Annotated in this window: 12 protein-coding genes and 1 tRNA gene; 6 read left to right on the top strand and 7 right to left on the bottom strand. The window is 52.8% G+C overall.

Annotated elements, in window-relative coordinates:
* Window positions 1-181: 181 nt before the first annotated feature.
* Both SH668x_RS06770 and SH668x_RS06765 read left to right on the top strand, forming a co-directional pair.
* Entirely contained in the window at window positions 182-2,260 is a 2,079-nt protein-coding gene (locus SH668x_RS06770) for a protein kinase domain-containing protein (RefSeq protein ID WP_437187940.1), read from the top strand.
* A 228-nt stretch (window positions 2,261-2,488) separates the two neighbouring features.
* Window positions 2,489-3,544 (top strand): hypothetical protein, encoded by a 1,056-nt coding sequence (locus SH668x_RS06765; RefSeq protein ID WP_437187939.1) that lies wholly within the window; start codon window positions 2,489-2,491, stop codon window positions 3,542-3,544.
* Between the two features lie 9 nt (window positions 3,545-3,553).
* Here the strand turns inward: SH668x_RS06765 and SH668x_RS06760 are convergent, their stop codons facing one another.
* The 3 genes from SH668x_RS06760 to SH668x_RS06750 form a co-directional block, all read right to left on the bottom strand.
* The gene (locus SH668x_RS06760; RefSeq protein WP_437187938.1) at window positions 3,554-4,954 is read right to left on the bottom strand and encodes a DUF1501 domain-containing protein; all 1,401 of its coding nucleotides are present in this window, start codon (window positions 4,952-4,954) and stop codon (window positions 3,554-3,556) included.
* Between the two features lie 77 nt (window positions 4,955-5,031).
* The gene (locus SH668x_RS06755) at window positions 5,032-8,358 is read right to left on the bottom strand and encodes a PSD1 and planctomycete cytochrome C domain-containing protein (protein WP_437187937.1); all 3,327 of its coding nucleotides are present in this window, start codon (window positions 8,356-8,358) and stop codon (window positions 5,032-5,034) included.
* 103 nt (window positions 8,359-8,461) lie between these two features.
* Window positions 8,462-11,533, bottom strand: a complete 3,072-nt coding sequence (locus SH668x_RS06750) for a c-type cytochrome (protein WP_437187936.1) — start codon at window positions 11,531-11,533, stop codon at window positions 8,462-8,464.
* Window positions 11,534-11,896: 363 nt separating this feature from the next.
* On the opposite strand from SH668x_RS06750, the gene SH668x_RS06745 reads away from it, so the two are divergent.
* Both SH668x_RS06745 and SH668x_RS06740 read left to right on the top strand, forming a co-directional pair.
* Window positions 11,897-12,598 carry a GntR family transcriptional regulator gene (locus SH668x_RS06745; protein WP_437187935.1) on the top strand — a complete coding sequence of 234 codons (702 nt, stop codon included), beginning with the start codon at window positions 11,897-11,899 and terminating at the stop codon, window positions 12,596-12,598.
* A 411-nt stretch (window positions 12,599-13,009) separates the two neighbouring features.
* Window positions 13,010-13,082: transfer RNA gene (locus SH668x_RS06740), tRNA-Asn, on the top strand.
* Window positions 13,083-13,357: 275 nt separating this feature from the next.
* On the opposite strand, the gene glpQ is transcribed toward SH668x_RS06740, so the two are convergent.
* Both glpQ and SH668x_RS06730 read right to left on the bottom strand, forming a co-directional pair.
* On the bottom strand, window positions 13,358-14,365 hold the full coding sequence (gene glpQ / locus SH668x_RS06735; protein ID WP_437187934.1) for a glycerophosphodiester phosphodiesterase: 1,008 nt from the start codon (window positions 14,363-14,365) through the stop codon (window positions 13,358-13,360).
* Window positions 14,366-14,652: 287 nt separating this feature from the next.
* Window positions 14,653-16,053 (bottom strand): alkaline phosphatase family protein, encoded by a 1,401-nt coding sequence (locus SH668x_RS06730; protein ID WP_437187933.1) that lies wholly within the window; start codon window positions 16,051-16,053, stop codon window positions 14,653-14,655.
* A 296-nt stretch (window positions 16,054-16,349) separates the two neighbouring features.
* On the opposite strand from SH668x_RS06730, the gene SH668x_RS06725 reads away from it, so the two are divergent.
* On the top strand, window positions 16,350-18,095 hold the full coding sequence (locus tag SH668x_RS06725) for an amino acid permease (protein WP_437187932.1): 1,746 nt from the start codon (window positions 16,350-16,352) through the stop codon (window positions 18,093-18,095).
* 52 nt (window positions 18,096-18,147) lie between these two features.
* Here the strand turns inward: SH668x_RS06725 and SH668x_RS06720 are convergent, their stop codons facing one another.
* Window positions 18,148-20,943, bottom strand: coding sequence for a hypothetical protein (locus tag SH668x_RS06720; protein ID WP_437187931.1), 2,796 nt, complete (start codon window positions 20,941-20,943; stop codon window positions 18,148-18,150).
* Window positions 20,944-21,199: 256 nt separating this feature from the next.
* On the opposite strand from SH668x_RS06720, the gene SH668x_RS06715 reads away from it, so the two are divergent.
* A complete protein-coding gene (locus SH668x_RS06715; protein WP_437187930.1) occupies window positions 21,200-21,508 on the top strand; it encodes a transcriptional regulator in 309 nt (102 codons plus the stop codon).
* 141 nt (window positions 21,509-21,649) lie between these two features.
* Here the strand turns inward: SH668x_RS06715 and SH668x_RS06710 are convergent, their stop codons facing one another.
* The gene (locus SH668x_RS06710; protein WP_437187929.1) at window positions 21,650-22,516 is read right to left on the bottom strand and encodes a DUF1573 domain-containing protein; all 867 of its coding nucleotides are present in this window, start codon (window positions 22,514-22,516) and stop codon (window positions 21,650-21,652) included.
* Between the last annotated feature and the right edge of the window lie 149 nt (window positions 22,517-22,665).

Raw genomic sequence — 22,665 nt, 5'->3', positions numbered from 1 at the left:
CCATAATGGAAGACAATCTGCCAACAGAGATCCTGTCTAGAGATTGCTCTCCCAGACAAATGATCAGATGGTGTAACCTACCCAATTGCACCGGAACCCCCACATCGACCACACGGATGATCGATGCCAGTAGCAATTCGGCGACGACCCAGCAGGTCGCCAGAATCCGAGCTCAATACATATGGACCGTTCGAAGCAGCCTGATTCTACATCGTCCCAGTTCGATAACACTCCCGTTCAAGGTCAGAACGAACAGGATGAGTCACGCAAGCAGAGCTTGCGTCAAGGGGCGATTCCGATGTCTGTCGGGGGGTACGAAGTCCTCAAAAACATCGGCGAAGGTTCGTACGGCACGGTCTGGCTCGGGCGGGAACGAAAAACAGGTAAGCAGGTCGCGATCAAATTTTTCACGACACGCCGCGGTCTCGACTGGACACTGCTGACACGGGAAGTGGAAAAGCTGGCAGTTCTGGATGCATCAAGAGACGTCGTCCGACTTCTCGACGTCGGCGTCGATCACGACCCTCCGTACTTCGTGATGGAGTACCTTCCACACCGATCCGTTGCAGACCTGCTCACGACAGGTCCAATCTCAATTCAGCAATCGCTGAGCATCACCGCTGCCGTCGCCCGCGCACTCGTTCACGCTCATAGCGCGGGGATTCTGCACTGCGACATTAAACCGGGAAACGTGCTTCTCGATCGAGGTGACGATGCACGACTGGGCGACTTTGGACAGTCGCGACTTGCGAGTGATCAAAGCTCAGCATTCGGAACATTTTACTACATGCCTCCAGAACAGGCTGTCCGTAATGCCGTTCCGGATGTCCGCTGGGATGTATATGCACTCGGCGCGTTGCTCTACAACATGTTGACGGGAGTCCCTCCCTATCGAACAGATGAATCTGAAGCCCGACTGAAAGAGGCGAAGTCCCTGGATGAACGACTGGAAATTTATCAGTCCATCATCGAAGAATCTCCCGCCCCATCGGAACATCGCGAGATTTCTGGTGTCGACAAAGCGTTGATCGAACTGATCGATCGCTGCCTGCAGAAAAACCCGATCGATCGCATCCCCAATCCGCAAGTGGTGCTGGATCTCCTCGAACGTCGAGAAGTCAATCGAGCCCGACGTCCGCTGATCTGGCTCGGATTCCTTGGACCAATCCTATTTCTGGTGACACTGTTTTGGCTGGGAAACCGCGTCATTCATGTCGCGGTGGGACAGGCAGAGAACCACCTTTCCATGCGCGCACTTTCAGGGGATATGGCGACAACCCGTTTGCTGGCGGTCAGCCTGCAACTGGATCTTTCAGATCGTCAGTCCGAACTCGAAAGACTGGCTCGAAGACTCGCAGCACCAGAGAGCACGCCTCATTTCATGGGGCTTCGATCAGATTATGTCGACATTCTCGACCGCTGGCGCGCTGACAATGAGAAGCGGCTGGACCAACAGCATCGGACGATCGACGAGAGCTTTTTCCTGACAGATGCCAACGGAATCCAGATCTACCGTGCTCCCTGGAAAGAGAGTATTGGGCAATCTTTCAGCTACCGCGATTACTTCCACGGACTTGGACGCGAACTGGGCATCAATGACGATGTCTCGCAAATTCAGCCTCGCCAGAAGTCTGGAATTTCCACCCCGTTTCGAAGTACCAATACGAACGACTACATGGTCGCGATCGCTGCACCGGTCTGGGATAGCGAGAACACGAAAGTCATCGGAGTGCTGGCGCGGACGATCCACATCTCAGATCTACTGAAGCAGTGGGAAGAACGAATCGCCGGACACAGTGATCAGCACACACACGTTGAGGATCACGATCGCATTCTTTCTCTCATTGATATGCGGGAAGATCCGCCGCTCATTCTTGACCATCCATCACTGAACCCACGTGTTCAAAACGCGACGCCTGTACCAGCAGGCACCGACAGAACGTCGTCATCGTTTCAGCTCTCAGCAGACACAGAACTCGAGCTGAATCAGGCAATCCGCGATGGGAAGGGAATCGCAAAGTTCAAAGATCCGTTTGCGGAGATCAATCCGCATTACGCTGGAGAATGGCTGGCGGCGGTTGCCAAACTTCCCGACATCGATTGGATCACCATTGTGCAGGAACGCAAGGATGATGCTATTCGGCCGATGGAAGACCTCTATTGGATCTTCTTACGCTACGCACTGGCACTGCTGGCCATTTTTGGGGTGATGCTGTCCGTACTATGGTGGCTCGTGCAGCGGGTCATTCGCTCTCCCTAGCCCCGGTCACAGTGACTTTCGCGAAGATTAAACACCCATCGCAGGTTCAGCGAGTGAGAGCACGACCGTCGCATGGCTCCATGCGAATAAGCAATTCCTGTTCAGGTTCTCCCGGATCAATTAGACAGGCATTGATCTATTTACGTCGTCCATCAAACCTGTTCTATTGTTGGAGACTTCTTGCTAGCAAGTGAACCGGCCTTTGATGCACTTGACTGGACGTGACCCGTGAGCGATTCCAAACCTTCCTATCCGCCGTCGAATTCAAGTCAAACAATCACGTTTCCAGCGACCGCATATCGGGCGGACGGTACTCTTTACCTCGGCCCGGCGCTTCAAGTCATCGGGGCTCTTGGGATCCTGGGAATCATTCTGGGCGTCATCGCGGGATTCATCTCAAACTATTTCTACCTGATCATGCTGTTCCCATTAGCCATGGGCTTTATCGTCGGCTTCTTCGGTAGTTATCTCGTGAAAAAATTCCACCTCCGCAACCCGTTACTGTGCGGCCTTGCAGGCTTCCTTGCTGGTGCATTTACGATGGTGGCAATGCACTACACCAGTTACTACCAAACGCAAAACGAACTCAAGAAAGCCTTCCCTGGATGGCTGCCAATGGCGAGAACGCTTGCTCAAAATCTGGAGCAAATTAATGCAAAGGACAAGGACACTGAAATTCCTGAAGAAATTCAGTTGTTTATTAAGGAGCTTGAAAGCAATCCCGACCTGCGTGGGATACTGGCTGCCGACACTTTCCCGAAGTTTCTTGATTTCCAAGCCAAACAGGGAGTCGAGATCAAAAAGGGAAATGGGAACCGGAACGGGAAGGGTTTTAATCTGGGATACACCGGCACCTATACGTATTGGTTACTCGAAGCCCTCATTGTCGCTGGGATCTCCTTTTCCATGATGAACTCGTCTGCCGGCGAGCCCTACTGCACCAAATGTGACACATGGAAGACTGCAGGAATTTACGGCCCATTTGCGGATGCTCAGGCAGTCAGCAGTGACATCAAAGAGGGAAAGCTCAGCCCGTTTCCTGCCGCAATGGAAGATGCCAAGAAGTTCGGAATGATCACGTTACACAGTTGCCCCAGTTGCACCGACCAGTCAGACGTGGACGTGCTGGTAGAAAACTGGAAAATTCAAAAAAACGATGCGGTGCACAAATATACACTTGCGCACATGACATTCCCCCCCGAATCGCTCCCGGTCTTTCAGACAATTCTCGCGACTTCGCCGATCCCGATGAACGATCCTTCTGCGATAGACCCCCAGAGCTAAGAAATCGGGTTACGCGAGAATGTCGTGGATAACATGACCATGTACATCGGTCAGACGCATTTCTCGTGAGCTGAACCGGAATGTGGATTTCATGTGATCGATCCCAAGCAGGTGCAGCATCGTGGCGTGGAGATCGTGAATCTCCAGCTTATTCTCGATGGCCTTGTATCCCCACTCATCCGTTGCCCCGTAGCTCATTCCCCCTCGAATGCCTCCCCCTGCCATCCAGATGGAGAAACCAAACGGGTTATGATCTCGCCCATCTCCCCCTTGAGCAAACGGAGTTCTCCCGAATTCGCCAGCCCAAACCACGAGTGTTTCGTCCAGAAGTCCTCGCTGTTTCAGGTCTGTCAGTAGGGCTGCAATCGGCTGATCGACGGTCATCGCATTCTTGTTATGCCCATCGACGAGCGCGCTGTGTTGATCCCAGCGGTCTCCATTTCCTCCGGGACAAGTCAGTTCGATAAATCGAATCCCCTGCTCCACCATTCTTCTGGCCAGCAGGCACTGGCGTCCGAAGATTCGAGTTTGCGGATAGCTGGCCTGCAAACCGTACATCTCCTGCATTTCCGCAGTTTCCTGACTGATGTCGATCAGTTCCGGAACAGCAGACTGCATTCTGAAAGCAAGCTCCTGATTGGAAATCGCCGCTTCCATTTCGTCATCGCGCCCTAAACGGTCGAGAGAGGCATGATCCAACCGATTGAGCAATGCCAGCTTCCGCTTCTGAAACTCTGCAGAGCGTTCCAGCGGACGAATGTTGGCCAGAGGAGTCTCACCTGCTCGCAGCACAGACCCTTGAAAGGCAGCTGGCAGAAACCCCGAATTGAAGTTATCTAGCCCGCCCGGAGGGATGAGCCCTCCATTCAACACGACGAACCCCGGAAGATTTTCCGATAGGCTTCCCAGCCCGTAACCAACCCATGCCCCCATGCTGGGACGTCCTTGCAGACCAGACCCCGTATGCAGGAAGTAGTTGGCAGCAGTGTGTTCAGGAAACTTCGACGTCATCGACTTAATGACACAAAGCGAATCAGCGTGTTGATACAGGTGTGGAAACAGCGAACTGATCCACTGGCCGCTTTCCCCATGCTGCTGAAATTCCCAGGGAGACTTCAGCACTTTCCCAACGTTGTTGAACTGCGTCGCTTCCAGTTTCCCGATCGCCTGACGCGGGTCTTCTCCATCATGTTTTGCAAGCATTGGCTTGTAATCAAAGGTGTCGACTTGCGACGGCCCACCATCCATGTAAAGGAAGACGATGCTCTTCGCCTTGGCGGGGAACATCGGATCTTTCGGAGCCAGCGGATTCGCAGAAGCAGCGGGAAGACTCTTCTGCAAGAGCGCTGTCGCAGCGACTCCGCCAAAACCACATGCACTCCGCATCAGAAACTGTCGTCGGCTCTGCATGAAATTCATTCCATGATTGTAATACGTACCGGCCATTGAACATCCCCGTCGTACTCTAAGATCTGGCTCACCGAAACTTACTGGAGAAAGATGAACTCTTTCATGTTGAACAACATGTGACAGAGATCTCCCCAGACCTGCGGATCCCCTTCATCGCATTGGTACAACTCAGATTGCTCCTTCAGGAACAGCAGACACTCTTCAAGCTCGCTCTTATCCGGATCCCTGGAAAACGCCTGATGAAATGCCAGCTCAATCCGTGCGCGTGAATCCGATTTCGCTTCCAGAATCTGCTTGGCCCACAATGCTGCCTGTTCCATTACAAACGGATCGTTCATGAGCATCAGCGACTGAGCTGGAACATTCGAAACCGAGCGTCTCCCCATGCAGCTAAAGGGGCTTGGCATATCAAACGCCAGCATCATTGGCGAGAGGAAATTCCGACGCACTTCCTGATAGATACTTCTTCGCCCGCCGCCGTCCAAAGGACCACTCGCTCCCGGACGTCCTCGCCCTTCCATGAAGTCCGTCAGGTGCACAGAAACACTCGGACCATACATTTCAAGATTCAATCGATTCGAAAGATCCAGCATCGCATCCCGGATTGATTCCGACGGGAGGCGACGGACAGACATGCGGTGGAGCAACCGGTTCTCTGGATCAATCTCTTCTGTTTCTTCCCCTAATGGTTCGGAAGACATCCCATAAGTCGACGAAAGGACCATCTGTCGAATCGACCGCTTTATCGAATACCCATCATTCTGAAAATCTGTCGCCAACCAGTCGAGCAATTCCGGATGGGAGGGAGGTTGCCCCATGACGCCAAAGTCGTCGACGGAGACTACGATCCCTTTCCCGAACAGATGGTGCCAAAGACGATTCACAATCACTCGAGCGAAAAGAGGGTTCTCTGGCGAGGTCACTTGCTCTGCGACCCCAAGTCGACCGCTCCCGGTTGAAATCGATATTGGATTCGCATCCTTGAGCGCCGTCAGGAATCCTCGAGGAACAGCGTCGCCAAAGTTTTCATCGCTCCCACGAATGTGAATCGGCTCATCCAGCCCCGGACCGTCAACGATTGCCAGAACCGATTCTGGACGTCCAACTTTCTGAGCAGCCTGCAGAGCGGTGTCTCTCAGCGATTTAAGCGTTTCATCAATGCCCAAAAGATTGTGCTTCAACATCCAGTTCAGCAGATTCGCCGAATCGACATCCACATCATCCGCAGCGACTCGCTGAAGAGCCGATACCCATTTCTGTTCGCACTGTAATGCGAGATCCTCGAGAGTCACAACTTTTTCGTCACCAGCAATCTCTAAAGCCATCGGTGACGGCAAACGCCCTGACGATCTTCCATTGCTTCCCAGATGGAGATCTTCAATCTCAAACTCTCCATCCCCGTGATCCAGAATCTCAATATAGGCACGTCGCCCGATGTGATTCAGAAAGTCTCCGTACTGAGTGACGCTGACCCATTCCCCGTTCGTGTTGTCGATATTTCGGCGTAAATCGCCAAACAACAACGCAGCGAAAGCGTCCATAAAATAGTTCTCAATCACAACGCGGACCGTGACCTTTGAACCTCGGATTCGGTAGTGGAGGTGATTATCCTCCAATGTGAATAGCGGCGAGCGGAGGCTCCCGACAGCTTGTGGCGGGCGACGAGCAGTTGATGCACTGCCCGGGACAATCACTCGATTCACATCATGTAACCAATCTCCCTTGAGACCTTTTAAAGGGATAACATCGAGAGAATTCCCTGTCGTTTGCCACCCTTCAAAGGGCGATTCATCGACTCTGGACCATTGCTCTTGATCACGTTCTCGTTGCTTCAGGACCTCGTGAGCGTGATTCAGGAAACCACGCTTCGCGGAGGGAATTTGATCCACCGGCAGTTTGTACGCCTGAGCGAAAATCGAGGCCGGGTGCGAGTTCTCCTGAACCGCAGCATCCTGCAAAGCGACAGTCCAGCGCCTGAGCTGCTCCTCATTCAGACCGTCTGCTAAACCAGACAATGGAGCACTGATTTCAACGGGTGTTGTCTCTCCAGCGGGGGCTGCCTCCGATTGCTCGCGAACTTGAGAAGCAGCCAACAAGTATCGAAGAATATGCCCTTCTCGAAGTAGTTCATTGTCGGCGATGGACTTGGCAAGCTGGTGATCAGCCGCCACCTGAACAGAATCCAGCTCTTGGATGGCTTTCTGGATTGCATGATGCGGATCAAGCCAGGCAATATCGCGATGCGAACTGTTAATGACACCGTAGAGAGCGTAATAGTCCTCGATGGAGATGGCATCGAACTTATGATCGTGGCAACGGGCACACGCAATTGAAAGCCCTTGAAATGCCCGACTCATCACATCAATCTGGTTCTCTACCCGAGTCGAAAGATCTGCGCGAACATGAGTAGGTGCGTGTAATGCCTCCCCCAAGAACCAGAATCCTGTCCCAATGATGGACTCATTCGTCTCCTTTTCCGGGTGCATTCTTGGCTGTTGAATCAGGTCCCCTGCTATGTGCTCCCGCACCAGTTGGTCGTAGGGAACGTCGGAATTAATCGCCCGGATCAGATAATCGCGGTACTTATATGCATCCGGAATCGAAAAATCGAACTCGTGTCCATAGGTTTCCCCATAGCGGACCAGATCCAACCAATGCCTCGCCCACTTCTCACCGAATTGAGGTGAGTTGAGCAGTTCATCGACAAGCCGTTCTTTCGCATCGGGTCGAGTGTCGTTGACGAATGCCTGAACCTGTTCAACGGACGGTGGTAAGCCGATCAAGTCGAAATAGAGACGACGAACCCACGTCGAGCGGTCGGCTTGTGGAGCGACTGAGAGATTCGCCGCTTCCAATTTCTCAAGAATAAAATGATCAATTGCATTCCGAGGCCAATCACTCCGCTGCACAGCGGGAACCGGCGAATCCTGAATCGGTTGCCAGGACCAATGCCCATCACGTCTCGCCTTGAGATCGAAAACCTCTCTGACCGCATTCCCGGTCGGGGGCACTTCATCTGGCCAGACTGCTCCACTCTTCACCCATTCAGTCAGAAGCTGTACGTCTGCATCAGACAACTTCCCCTTAGGAGGCATCTGATAGGCCCCATAGTTCACCGAATCGATCAGCAGGCTCTGTTCGCTGTCGCCAGGTACAATCGCAGCTCCAGAGTCTCCTCCACTGAGCATGCCCTCGCGGGAATCGAGAAACAGATTCCCTTCCAGCCTTTTCGCCTGATGGCTATGACATTCGTAGCAATGCTTCACGAGAAGCGGGCGAATCTGTTTTTCGAAGTGTTCAACAGCAGCGGGATTCTCGTCCGCAAAAGCCAGTCCCGTTCCAAATCCAACGGCAAGACAGAAGACGAATATCTGCCGGATTTCAACCCAGGATTTTTTTCGCATTTGAGTCATCGACCAACCCTGCAAATCCTTCAAAGAGAAGGCGTTTTAGAAAACAAGGTGCTGTGACGATCGCTCACAGCACCTTGTAACTCTCTTCGTGATCTTACTTCTTCTTGAAGTAGTCGGAGTCTTTATTTCCTCCAGACATCAGATACGCCATCAAGTCTTTCAGCTCCTCCGGATTGAGGGTGTCCACCAATCCAACAGGCATCTGAGAGATTTGAGAAGGAGCGATCTCATCGACGTCCGAGGCTTTGATCACACGTGGACGCGCATCGGCATCGACGGTGTAAACGTAGTACTCGTCGCCCACCTGCATTGCTCGTCCGGACAATACTTCGCCATCGGTTGTCACCAACTGGTGTGAAGCGTACTGATCCGAAATCACCTTGCTCGGATCGAGGATGTTATCCAGCATGTCTGCCAGCGGGAACTTCTTACCAGCCGTCGAAAGATCCGGGCCGATTGCTCCCCCTTCTCCGTTGAGCCGGTGGCACTTGCCGCAGGAAGTCGTGAAGTACAACTGTCGGCCACGCTCGAAGTTTCGCTCGCGAAGCTGATTCTCGATCGTGGCGAGCGCTTCTTCTCGAGTCCATTTCCGACCTGGGCCAACAGGAGGATCAAACTGAGGAAGTGGAGCCAGCAACGACTGACCAGCGATCGGGGCCAAAATCGCCTGTTCAGCAGGAGTGCTATTCAGGAACGCATCTTCCCGGAACTGATCCAGGAACTTCGCGAAGCTGTTTCCACCGGGATACTTCGCAGCGTCGATGAAGAACTTGAAGTACTCTTCACGTTCTGCCAGTGTCCAGTCTCCCTTTTTGTTTCTCAACATAAAGGCAAAGTGCACAGCTCGAGCTGGCGGATGATTCGCGAGCAACGCTCCAACTGTTCCGCCATATCCACCCCCGCGAGTCGTCAGGTATCCCCAGTCCGGAAGCGGTTCTGGGCCAAGTTCCCGCATGAGAGCGAGTGTCTTGGAAACAACCGTTGGAGCGTTGAGATAGACGAGCAACTGAACCAGTTCTGCATTCTCTGAATACGTTGGAGCAGGATAGAGAGCATCCAGACGATCGATCAGCTTGAGTCGGACGTTCTCGGACGGTGCTCCCAATCGAACGAACAGCAGCTCATACGCTCGCAACAGTCCCAACTTTCCTTGCTCATCGAGAGCGGAATAGTCGATCTTCTCCAGAAGTTCTAGAGCAGATTCCAGATCTGTAGATGCTCCCTGATGGGCCAATGCGATGGCACCATTGATCGCAGCACGAGGACTGACTGCTTCCCCTTTCAGTACCCGGTCACGCCATTCTGCAACGGGCTGCCATTCCAATGCGACACGAGCAGCATACCGAATAAATCGGTCATCACTTCCAAGATGTTTGAAGATCAAATCAAGATCCCCTCCACCTGTCTTTCCATGGAAAGCTTCAAGTTGATGGCGAACGGCACGCTGACCAGCATCCCGAGAATCTTTCAGATCGACCGGAGCAGTTGATTCTGAACCGGTGTATCGAACACGGTACAATGAGGATGCAGTTCCTCGACCGCCCGCTGCGAAATAGAGGGCTCCGTCATCCCCGACAATCGCGTCGGTCACCTGCATTGGTTCACCAACAAGAAACTCCTCTTTTACCGCGGTATATGTCGAACCGCTCGGAACGAGATTTACCGAGTAAATGGTGCTGTAGGTCCAATCGAGCAGAAACAGAGCACGCTGGTATTTCTCAGGGAACTTTGCACCTTCACCAAAGACGATACCGACTGGAGAACCTGGGCCAATGTCGACAACCGCTGGCAATGAGTCCTCATAATAAGCCGGCCATTTTCCAGTTCCGCTGCGCCAGCCGAATTCGCTTCCGCTTGTCGCATGGCACACTCGAGTCGGACGATACCAGGGAGCCCCAAGGTCCCATTCCATGTCTGCATCATACGTGAACAACTCGCCGTCAGCATTAAATGCGATGTCGTACTGGTTACGATATCCCATGCTGATCACTTCACGTTGCTTCGCTTCCGGATCGATTTTCAGAATCCAACCACCCGGTGCCAAGAGACCTGCTGCGTGACCGTTCGCATCCCAACGACGTGGGAGGAGATGATCCTCACTCCAGTTTTGGGGAATTCGACTGCCAGTGATCCCCTCAGGCATCGCTGAATGATTTCCCGCGAGCACATGCAACGACTTTTGATCAGGCGACAGAATGATGGCATGAGGTCCATGTTCACCACCTCCAGCGATCGGCATGATGTGCTCGGAGGTATCGACAAGACCGTCACCGTTTGTATCTCGGGCTCGGTGCAGGCCAGACTTTGGCCCACCGTTGATCACGACATACAGCGAATCGAACGCCCAGCATAGCCCCTGTGCTCCCGACAGATCGACTGGGAGTTTCTCCACTTTGGATGGGTTCTCATCATCTCCCGGGACAATCAGATAGAGCCCTTCGTCTCCCTGAGCAGATGCAATCAGGCGTCCTTGAGGATCCTTCGTCAATGCAACCCATGAGCCGAGATTCCGCGGAACCTGAACGACCCGCTCGACAACAAAGTCCGGGCGTTGGGTCACATTTTTTGCAACGATTGGACGAAACGCTGCCTGCGGATCCGTATTTAACGCGTCCTGAATCGCACTGACGTTCACAGACCCTTTCCAAGGACCAGAATTCGCGTCGTCAATGACAGTGACAGGCTTCCACGGAGAGTCATCGAAGCCCGCTTCACGCCAATTCCCAGGGGCGTTTTCAGTTCCCTTCCAACTGCCATCGGTCTTGATTTCGACAATCTCACCGTTCTTCATTCTGAGGCGAAGAACAGCAATCACAGCAGCGATTCCACCTTCATTCTGTCCTTGAATGGCAAGAACATTTTTCCCTTTGATCAGATGTGGCAACACCTCTGCGACAGGAAGTTCCTTCCATTCGTTCACCGACAACACCTCCTGGTTGTTCACCCAGGCTGTGAATTTATTGTCAGCTGTCCCGACAAGCGTCGCGGAAGCGACGTCGTCTGTCACCTCAAAGACTTTGCGCAGTTCGACCTTTGCGTCGTCTTTCGTGTCGCCGGACCAGATCCATTGTGCGATTTCCTGTGCGGAAGAAGTCTGAGCAACACAAAGGCTCAGGACCATTAAATACACAACGCGACTGCAAAATGCAGATCTCCATCGCTTCATGGATGTCACCTGTCGTTTTAGGTTTTTAATCAGAATCTGGTGGCGATTTTGAGCGGAATCGGGTGGGGGCAAATTTTTTAAAGGGACTTCACCGAATGCCGAACGATCAGTCACTACTCAAGTTTCTCGCAAAATCAGGGAGCTAATTTGCTTTTTCTAAACTTTTGGGCGGGAGTTGGTCTCCCATAACAATAACTCAATCCAACAATATTGTTTAGTCTGACGACAGTCACTCCGACGAGCACGTCTTTATGCATCAAGCGCCAAAATGAAGTTCTAGATGTGAATTCCTCTCCCAGCTTTCGCAAAAACCGCCTAACATAAAATACAATCAGCATTTTCACCTGAAGAGACCTAAACACCATGCGGCCGATTACTTCGATCTCAGCTACCAAAGTCATCCCACAATCGCTGCGAATGGACCTCTTCAGCCAGCTGCTGATGTCTATTTTTGGCGGGCAGATCACCCCCGGATCTCGGCTCAAAACCTTACAGCTTGCTTCACAGTTCGGGGTCAGCAGCACTCCTGTCCGCGAAGCAATCATGGAATTAGCTGGATTGGGTGTTGTGGAAATCTATCCAAACCGGGGAGCCGTCGTGGCACCGTTTGGAATTCGGGAAGTCCGCGAGATCTATCATCTGCGGTCGCTTCTCGAAGTGGAATCCGCTCGGTGTGCGTGTGAATGTGACGATTTGGGCCCCATTGCTGCCCTGATCGAGCCAACCCAACATCTCATTGAACAGGCTGAAATTCCAAACCGAACGATGTTGATCGCATCTCTCGACCAGCGGACCCATCAGGAAATTGCAACTGCCGCTGGGAATTCGCGATTGAAAATCGAACTCGGAAGATACGACCGACTCATCCATGTCGTCCGCATGATCGTCAGGGAATCAGAAGAGTTCAGTCAGCGAACCCTCCACGAACATCTCAATCTCTTAAATGCCATTGTCGACCGTGACATCGAAGGCGCCAAAGCAGCGATGGCAGCACATCTTTCCCAAAGCTGCGACAGAACAATTGAGAGCTTGTTTTTTGAGCCTGCTACCAATCAGAAAAACTAGATCACCGCTCGCGAGAGTGTCGCATTCCAGCGGTACCAATCACTCCAATTCAACGAGAGTTTGCCTGCATTCGCCGCCGCCCCCCTCTGAGGCAGGGGCTAGTTAAAAAATACCTGAACCAACATCCACTAGAGAGTGTCCACGAGTTGTTCAATTCCGAACAGGAACGTGTATTGACTCTAGTAGATGAGGACTGTGCCTGAAACAGCGGCGATCGTTCATCGACTCCAACAGACGGGCTCAATTCCCCGGTATTTGATCGATCATCCCTGCAAATTCGGGGACACAGACCTGTGAACACGCATCCACTATGAAAAATCGCCCGTTTGCCGTCTTAAGAAGTGAAAAAGAGAACTACTTTCAGGGTTGAACTCAGCGGAACTTTGACTTAACCTACCCGCCACACAAGATTCCTCGATAGCTCAGTCGGTAGAGCGTCGGACTGTTAATCCGCAGGTCCCAGGTTCGAGCCCTGGTCGAGGAGCTTTCGCCGAAGTCATTTTTTCGGCAAGCAAAACAAAAAGCCCGGCGTTGAGAAATCACGCCGGGCTTTTTTCTTGCCCTGACCGTTTGGGGAATTATGTGCACGAGCAGACGGAAGTTATTTGTTCTAAATACCCGCCGATATCCAGAGCGTCAGCGGCCGACGACACTCTTTTCAGAATTGCCCCAAAAGTATCGGTCCTGTAGAGCCAACCGATCACATGAAGCGCCCGTCACTTGAATCCATTGCATGACAGGCCCCCCAAGACTCGCTGGTCATTCGGCATTCCGTTTCAGCCATTCCACCGTGAGGTCCGGGAAATCAGTACAAAGGTCGTCGACGCCTGCGACCGCGACCATGGCTTCGTGCAGGTCGCCTACTGACCTGCAGTTTTTCGGAAGTGCGTCCCGATCAATCACCCCAGAGATAACCCGCAGTCCTGCTGCCTTGGCTTGGCGGACAAAGTCGCTCGCCACAGGCTTCCCGCTGTCGTCAAACTTCACGACGCGACCAGAATTTGGAAAAACCCCGTCGACAAACATGGCCAATTCGTTAAGGCCTTCTGGAGTCGATAAGTAGTTGTAATCAGACCCGTCAGCGCCTCGATCTTTCCCTGACAGAATCATCATCAGACGTCCATTCCAATGAAAGTCATTTCGGAATCGACGCAAAGTGGACTCCTCAAAGCATTGCACCCAGCAAGCATCGTTCTTGCTTTTGCCGTATCCGTGGCGCGCCAGTACTTCGGAGACAACTTTGGGGATATCTGCTCCATTCCGACTGTGAAACGTTGGCTGCTTGATTTCGGTAAACAAGCCGACGTTCCTGCCGGTACTGTGATTAAGCCCCTGAATAAACTGAATCTCTTCTTCGAGCGTATGGAGCTTGTAAGTATACCCATCGACTGGGAATCGATTGGGGAGGACGGCTTCTCCGGTTTTGACGTGAAACCGCTGCGTCGCGTTCAATTCCCGAACTTCAGCGAGCGTAAAATCAATGGCATAGAATCGCCCATCTTCGCGTTTCCTTTCCGGGAATCGCGTCGCGACATCGGTAATTGTGTCGAGATGAATATCGTGTAGCACAATGGGGACGAGATCTTTTGTCAGCACCACATCCTGTTCCAGAAAATCCGCCCCCTGAGCATATGCCATCGCCTTAGCTGGAAGGCTGTGCTCTGGAAGATATCCGCTGGCACCACGATGGGCAAAAACTTGATGATCTGCGAACGCCAATGAAGCTGAACTCCCCATCAACGCGAGCAGCATGAGCAGATGTTTCATATTCGATGAGAGCCTTGTCTTGAGTGTTCTCAGATTCATCACCAACGCCGGCCTAAGTCAGAACCAGCGAACAGTATCGCCAACCGGCGACCATGATGGGCGAACGAAACGCTTCGAGTTCCAGTCCAATGAACAAGCGACTGTCGCGCCATGCTAGCGAGGAATTACGCTCTCACAAAACAGTTCAAGCAACAGCCTGATCAGCATTTCTCCGGAACTTCACTCAAAATTCATCAAGCATCGGTGCACTGGGCACATCCAACACTTCTCAGCGAATTTCTATTGAATCACCCGTTCACTTTCCGCACTCTCAGTCGATCCAACAGCAAGCGATGCACGTCGGTCAACTCGGTTGGTGCCACTTCTCCGAGCGGTTGAGGTGTTGCCAAAACCGGAAGGTCGTCACGACTCTCGGGAATCGCGCCATGACTCCCCTTCACAAGGTGATTGTCCAACGAGATGACATCAAACCGCGTCCGAAAGCCAAGCGTTTTCTGAAGCAGACGCAAAGCAGCCTTTCCCTTCGGCCACAATAGCTTCTCGTTAAAGAACATTTCACATGGATCGAACCCGGGCTTGCGATGAATATCCACGGACCCGGCAAAGTCCGGAGCCCGCTTTTCATCGATCCAGTATGGATAAGCAAACCAGGCATTCTGATTGGAAATCAGAACAATTTCCCCGGAGCGTTCATGATCGAGACCCGCCTGAGCCCGGGAATCTCCGGTTAACACCTCTGCGACTCCGGAAAGTTTGGCCAACTCACTCGCCAACGGTGCAACGTCAGAAGGATCACGAACGTAGACATGAGCCAATTGATGATCCACAACAGCAAATGCTCGACTCGTAAAGGTATCGAGCGTTTCACCAAATGGTCCATCACGCACTTCAAGCAATTTGCGTTCACGGAGCCAGCGATTCACGAACACGGGTTCATCAACGTCAACGTGCCCGTACTCGCTTACCAACCAAACTTCCGCTCCTGAAGCATCGGCAGCGCGATAGATTTTCTCCAGTACTTCATCCATCTCGGTCGCACACCGTTGCAGGTCACAACCTGAAGGACCATATCTCTGTGGGTCGTAGTCGAGATGTGGAATGTAGACGAGAGTCAAATCGAACGGTTCGCGAGATTGCTTCGAGTCGAGAAGCAAACTCCCCTGCTCAATGACCTGTGCCGCCATGGTCGCGATCCAGTCCGAAGATGCGACTCCAGACATCGGCCCCCAGAAAGCCGAGAACGGAAATGCCCCTAGAGAACGGAATTGAGGTTTCACGTCCCGTGGGACAACGTCGATGTCAAACGCCTTGCTCCCATCTGAACCGTAGTGAGGTTTCGGCGTGACAGCCAGGTCGACATCTGCCCCCTGATTAAACCACCAGAAGAGTTTAGCGACCCGGAACTCCTGCCCCGCGTCCCGATATTGCCGTTTCAATTCTGCATACAACGGCTCTCCCTGAATCAGTCGATTCGACTGTTGCCAGAACCGGACTTCCATCGTCTCCCGAAACAGCCAGCCGTTTGCGACGACTCCATGGCCCGGTCGGACCTCGCCAGCGATCAGTTCATCCCCGGGCTTTCTCCCTGTCAGAATACTGGCCTGTGCAGTCATCGTGACGGCCGGAAGAACCGGCTTCAGACAAGCCACTTGCGACAGCGGAAATCTCGCTGACGTTTTCGGCATCATAGAAAGAATCCGACGAGTCAATCCAACAGCATTGACGACAACCAGTGGACGAACGCGGCTCAACAATCTGCTCCCAAGACCTAGGCGATGACGAATTCTTGCGCCATATCATCGCATCCAAAGACATTCTGAGTCCAGCAACCACGCAGGCATCAGGAAGCCTGCACGAAAGTTCGCGAGTCTTAAGCGAAAATCACATTGTGCCGTAACTCAACACCTGATTTGTCTTGCGATTTCTCCACAATCTTGATCTGCTTTGCATTGCGCAATTCTTCACTCAAAGAAAAACGATCAAAATGGCTTTGAAACAACTTTTTGAGCGCAAATCCGTCAGTGCATTACAGGCTGAAGCACGCGACGAATCCCGCCTGCATCGGGTGCTCGGACCTGTCGCTCTAACCTCTCTTGGAGTAGGAGCAATTATTGGCGCAGGAATTTTCTCGATCACAGGTCGTGTCGCTGCGGAAGATGCTGGACCAGCAGTAATGCTCTCCTTCGCCGTCGCCGGGATTGCCTGTCTTCTCGCTGCGCTGTGTTACTCTGAAATTGCAGCCATGGTTCCGGTCGCAGGGAGTGCTTACACCTACGCCTATGCGACGATGGGAGAATTCATCGCATGGATCATCGGTTGGGATCTCATCCTCGAATATTCGATGGCGTGCAGCGTGGTGGCCTCGCATTGGGCCAATTATCTCAATGTGGCACTGAAATCGTTATTTAATATCACGATCCCGGCGAGGCTGACTGCGGACCCGTTCACCAAAGTCTCAGTTGACGGTGTCGACACCTATGCCCTGTTCAATCTTCCTGCGATTCTGGTCATCGCAGCCTTATCCGTCGTTCTTGTTCGCGGTATCCGGCACAGTGCTGCGATGAACACTCTGTTTGTCGTCATCAAAGTGACGGTCGTCCTCTTCGTCGTTGGGCTGGGAGCCCTTTACATCGACACTTCAAACTGGACGAACGTGCCCAAAGAAAAACGTCGCGATGTCAATCTCGCCGACTTCCTCGAACGTAATCCACAACTGGCGGACCAGTACGATCCGAAGACGATTACCGGACACACAACCGGAAAGATGTTCGCTGAAGAGAACCCCAAGCTGTTCGAGGCTCTCCCGACTGACCAACAGGAAAAAGTGCTCAAGCTGCAAAGCCCCGGCCACAAATGGGGATTACTGGAAGTGATTGGGGTAAGAAGCTGGCTCGAACCAATCGACAACAAACTCCGCAGCAATTGGCTTCCCTATGGAATCTCAGGAATGCTGATTGGGGCGTCATTAGTCTTCTTCTCGTATATCGGATTTGACTCGATTTCCACACACGCAGAAGAAGCCCGAAACCCAACCCGCGATGTTCCTTTGGCAATCGTTCTGTCACTGATTGTTTGCACGCTGATGTACATGGCAGTCGCTGGCGTGATTACCGCTATGGTCCCGTACAACGAAATCGACACCCGCGCGGCACTCGCTGCCGCATTCAGCCGAAAGGCCGAAATCGACCAGAACATCTTTCTGAATTATTCAGCAGGCGCCATCGCTGTCGGGGCTGTCACAGGATTAACCAGTGTGATGCTCGTAATGCTTCTCAGTCAGACCCGTATTTTCATGGCGATGGCACGCGATGGCCTCTTGCCGGAGAAGTTCTTTGCTGACTGCCATCCCAAATTCAAAACACCGCACCGTTCAACCATTCTCACCGGGACCGTCGTCGCTCTCGTGGCAGGCTTTCTCCCTATTCGCCTGCTGGAAGAGATGGTCAGCATCGGTACGTTGATGGCCTTCGCCATCGTTTGCGCTGCAGCGATGATTCTTCGAGTTCGTCACCCTGATGCAGACCGTCCATTCAAAGCCCCGCTGTTGTTTGTAGTGGCTCCGCTGGGAATCGCGATCAATGTCATGTTGATGCTATGCCTGCCAGTTCAAACGTGGTCACGACTGGTCATCTGGCTGATCATCGGAATTACGATTTATCTCGTCTACGGAATTCGCCACAGTCGACTGCGACACAGCCCTCACGTGTCGGCATCAATTGCTCAGGACTGAATCGATCAAGTGGCCGGATCGCAGGACACCTGCCTGTAGCGGCAGGGAGGTGTCATCGGCTCGCTCGAGCCGATCCGGAAGTCGATTTGACACGGATCTCCACGTTGTCGACATCAACGATCCCGGGTCCAAGTAATTCGAATCGGACACGGAACACTCCGTCGGATTCGACCTGACGAACGAGTCGAAACGGCTTCCAAACCTCAGACTTCTCTTTGATGCAGAGTGCTCCTTCACGGCCGACAATCGTGTCAAAGATTTCGACCTGATGGTTCGCCCCTTTCAGAGGATGAGGGATGCGTATCTGTCCGGTGATCATAATCACGTCGCCAGCGTGAACCTGAGTTTCAGGACTTACCAATACAGCCCGCTGCTTTGGCGGAGCATCCGGTTTAACGATCATCGAGAGATGTGTGTTTCCATTGGCCCCGCTGCTGATCAGCCTCAATGAAGTATGCGGACTCTCTTGCCCTGCCGCAGACCATGACTCGATAGCCCCAATTGAGGGCGAGGGCGAGAGAGCATATTCGCTCTCAAAATTCCCGGAAGGCAATAGGTTCTCACTGAACCCTTGCGATTTGGAAAGCGACGACATCAGCCGCCAATGGTCAGGAAGCGTCTGAAAGTTGGTTGCTTCCATTGTCGTCGTCGGAGCGGTCAGCGGTGCGACCGCCAAATCCCAATGCGCTCGCTGCAGCGTCCGTAATTGTTGAAGTGCCTTTTCACAGGAGACGCGAGCTTCGTCGGGACGGTTGGTATCGAAGTTCTTTCTGGCTTCCTGCAGAAATTGGCTGGCAGCATTCAAAAACGAGTGAGCATGCGGAACCGGAGGAGAGCCAACTTGCTCAAGCTCAGATTGGATCTGTCGCACTCGTGACAACTTCGATTCAGTGAGCTGAAGATAGGCTTCAGCAGCATCGCGCCGCATTGAGCGGGCCAAACGTTGCAAGGACTCTGCTTCTTCAGCCGTTCCCGTCACCACGATCGCAGCGTATTGATCAAACTCTCGTAGCGTGAGTTCAGTGCCACCGGAAATTCGTTCCATGGAAAGGTTCGATTGCCCTACGCTCGTCGGCGTGACTTCCCACGCTGTCGCAACATCACCGATCTCGCGAACAAGAACACGCACGTTCGTCGCGGTCTGCGGCCCGGGAACACATTGTGCCCCATCTTCATGCCAAACCAACAGAATCAACAGCCCCTTGTCGGTATGAAAGACAGTGGCTCGAATCTCAGGCTTCTCACCGGCAGCCAAACCGAGTGTCCCGTCAGCTGTCACCTGCCGATCCCAACGACTCGCCAGTGGTGTCGATGCGAATCCGGATCGCTTTCCAGTTGGTCGAGATTGCTCGATCTGAACAGGTCGCTCATCGATGATTCGGCTGGTCGCGACGAATGGCTCAAGCAACTTGACCTGTATGGCAAAGATCCGCATGGCGTGCAATCGCTCCTGCAGACCCGGAACATCCGTTCCAAAGGGGATTTGCTTCCAGAATCCAACCCCTTTGAACCCAGCGGCAATCGCCTCGAATCCCTGATGAAGAATCTGTTCCGGCTCGACAATCGGGACATTCGTCCGGTCTCCCAGATAATCCAGCATCGGTCCTGACGCCTCAGACTGCAGAAACGTCATCATTTGCTTCCCGGGGAGTGCGAAAGCTCGCTTCCCGCGCAGATCCTCGAAGTGATTCAAGCTGGAATGTGAAGAATGAATCTGAAGCTGGCTGATCGAAATGAGATCTGTCTGCCGATGGTAATCTCGTTCATCGCCTGCGACATCCGCGATAATCGGTCGGTGGATGTCACGATCTGCTGATCGCACCTGATTGGCCCAGGCAGAGATGAAGGGGCGATCCCCGGCCGGAAGATTGATCCCTAACATCCACGCCCAGATCGGAGCGGTCCATTCCGGCATCGCAGGAATCCCTGTGCGTCCCAGAATCGCTTCTGTCGGCTCGGGCTGAGGCGGCGACGCGACAGCGCCGATCTGTAAGTCCGCCAACGCTGCCAGCAGTGGTTGGTCGTCGTAATTCCTGATCCAAAGCATGTTGGCGCCGGTCTTTGCAATCAAATCCAACGGCTCCGCATGGTACAGCGTCATAATCGGAAAGAACGGCTCTCCATTCTTTCGGATCCGATCATTCTCGATCGTCAGGATCGATTCGAGCTTCTTCTGATCAGCAGACTCCCCAACAACCTGATTAGGCCGTACGATTGGGCCAAATTCAAGGTCGTCCATCGTCACATAGGATTGCCCCACAGGCACTTGAAACTGCAGGATGAGTTGGTCGACATACGATTCCCGTTCATCGATCGTCACCGTTCTCAACCCGTCAGACAACTGGCTGCGAACGCGAACGAGTCGCTTCTGGATCAGGTCATCAGAAGCCTGGCAAACTAGCTGTTGCCACTTCCCGGGGGTGGAATACGGGTCACCGAAGACGTCCAGTTCCAATGGCTGGTTCGTGCGAGGATCCAATTGCCGAGGATACTTAATCCTCATTCCCAACCTGAGGTTAGGGCAGTTTGCCTTCACCCAGATCCCACAGCGGAGCTCTCCAAAAACTCGCGATTGAGGGAGTGCAATCACCACGCGGCTCTCATCCGGAAGCAATGCCCGAGATTGAAAAACGAACTGCTCGGCTTTTTCTCCAGAATGTGGATCTGTCTGCGTAGATAGATGCTTGGTCTGAATTTGCGTCAGATTTTGACTCGCAACGACTGCGATCAGATGTTCGTCTTCGAAACCATGTTGCAACAATTGAGGTGACAGTTGGGCAACAGCGACGTTGAAAAACGTCACCACAGCCACAAAACCGTAAAATCCACGCTTCAATTGAAACTTCATGACATCAAACCTGTCGTAGATCACTCTGCAACGGCCCAACTCGCTACAACCGGACCCAATTTCAAAAGCAACCCCACGATTTCACAACATTTCCTAAAGTCACTTGCGATCACCTGTGGCGATTTGGCAACATACACAAATTCAGCTGCTGTGGTCAAAAATCGCTTCATGAGTCAAACACATTACGCCATCCGGAGATTCAGGCAAACCTAACTTCATAGGATTTCATGCCTTACGCCGGCTCAAGGTAATTGTCATGCAGAATGCCCTTCGAATCCCTGATTCTTCTTCGGATGAACTCCCACGAGAATTGGTAGAACTGGGCAAACGAATCGCAGCCCTCCCTGAGGAGCAGTATCAGTCTCTCGAGCAGCCGTACGCACAGGTTGTCGACTGCGTACGACGTCGTCGACGCATCCTAAACCTTGTGCAGGAAGCACTTTCTCAATTGCGACTCGATGTGAAATACCTGATGTTCGACCTCGAAGTAACTCGAGCAGAGCGAGATGAACTCCGCGCGCAGCTTGGGGAATCTGAGCCCGGCGATACTGAAACGACGTGGTAACTCTTCTGGTTGACTGAGTTTCCAGTTTACCTAAAGGCTGTGACCCCAACAATTTTACGCACAGCGCCCAACGACTCTGTCGGCCGATGGCAGCACGAGCCTTAGCCCCGAGCGTTCCATTCTGTTGAGCCGCGATCGCGTTCATGGCTGCTCCGAGGACGCGGACGATTCGATGTTCCTCCGTTCCCCTGCTTTCTGATCGATCGCAGTCTCTGAAGTGAGACCGGAGATTTTCGGCTTCCCCTGTAAGAAGACAGGAACCCTCAGCAGCGGAAAATCTTCGTCGTTGGTGTGAATCTGAACGAACGTCGGGTGGGATCCTGCCGGAATAGCCCCCGTTACCTCGACCTGAACGGGTGTGGAAGTTGTCCCATCTTCATCATGTTTGCGATCCCCGACGCTGACTTTGAGGTAGGGGCTCGACGTCGTAGCATTTTGAATAGTTAATTGCTTGTCACGATGATCCTTAACCTGAACCTCGCCTGACATTGCAAGATCCGAAAGCTGATAGAAGTACAGCTCCGGCGGATTCAAGCTGACCGTCCGCTCCGGAATCTGACATCGAAACGTCACGATCTCTTCAAAATTCTGCCCGTCCACTCGGTAGTGAACTTTTACGGAGTACAGATGTGAGCCCGGAGTTTCATTCGCGGTCTCAACCTGGACTTCGAAAATTCCCTGCGCCTTTGGCGGATACTCTTTACGGTTCCCTAAAAGCTTCGGTCCCAAGCAACCGCAACTCGGTTCCAGCTTGGTGATTTCGAGAGGCTTTTCACTGCGATTCCAGAATGCGAATGGCGCCACAATGCGTGCAGTAGCCTGCTGTTCTCGCATGTTGACCGAGTACTGACGAAAAGCGAGCGCCGGAAGTTCCTTTGTACGTTCGAGCGGTCGGCCAACTGGAACAGACGAGGTTCCAAGGAGTGCCAGAAATAACGGAGTCATGGCGATTGCGGCAAAGAGTAGCTGCGCAATCTTCCCCGTTTTTACTTTCTTATGTTCATCCATGAACGTAGTTCCCTCTGAGTCGTCGACTGACTCCCTCTTTTACGACATCTCAGGCGATTTACACAAGACGTGTTCTCTGGATACTTTTCGTCGATCTTCGGGACAGTGACAGCCAGGTCAAAAGAATGCTGAGGTCGTTAGGAACATCG

The organism is Planctomicrobium mucosum, from assembly GCF_051466335.1.
In the GTDB taxonomy this organism is placed as follows: domain Bacteria; phylum Planctomycetota; class Planctomycetia; order Planctomycetales; family Planctomycetaceae; genus Planctomicrobium.
The sequence above is the reverse complement of the archived record's forward strand: the minus strand, read 5'-3'. Positions and strand labels throughout refer to the sequence as shown.

Coding starts and splice junctions, on each gene's coding strand:
- SH668x_RS06710 (WP_437187929.1), bottom strand. CDS start 22,516: ATGGATGAACATAAGAAAGTAAAAACGGGGAAGATTGCGCAGCTACTC.
- SH668x_RS06770 (WP_437187940.1), top strand. CDS start 182: ATGGACCGTTCGAAGCAGCCTGATTCTACATCGTCCCAGTTCGATAAC.
- glpQ (WP_437187934.1), bottom strand. CDS start 14,365: ATGAAACATCTGCTCATGCTGCTCGCGTTGATGGGGAGTTCAGCTTCA.
- SH668x_RS06720 (WP_437187931.1), bottom strand. CDS start 20,943: ATGAAGTTTCAATTGAAGCGTGGATTTTACGGTTTTGTGGCTGTGGTG.
- SH668x_RS06760 (WP_437187938.1), bottom strand. CDS start 4,954: ATGCAGAGCCGACGACAGTTTCTGATGCGGAGTGCATGTGGTTTTGGC.
- SH668x_RS06750 (WP_437187936.1), bottom strand. CDS start 11,533: ATGAAGCGATGGAGATCTGCATTTTGCAGTCGCGTTGTGTATTTAATG.
- SH668x_RS06715 (WP_437187930.1), top strand. CDS start 21,200: ATGCAGAATGCCCTTCGAATCCCTGATTCTTCTTCGGATGAACTCCCA.
- SH668x_RS06755 (WP_437187937.1), bottom strand. CDS start 8,358: ATGCGAAAAAAATCCTGGGTTGAAATCCGGCAGATATTCGTCTTCTGT.
- SH668x_RS06730 (WP_437187933.1), bottom strand. CDS start 16,053: ATGATGCCGAAAACGTCAGCGAGATTTCCGCTGTCGCAAGTGGCTTGT.
- SH668x_RS06745 (WP_437187935.1), top strand. CDS start 11,897: ATGCGGCCGATTACTTCGATCTCAGCTACCAAAGTCATCCCACAATCG.
- SH668x_RS06725 (WP_437187932.1), top strand. CDS start 16,350: ATGGCTTTGAAACAACTTTTTGAGCGCAAATCCGTCAGTGCATTACAG.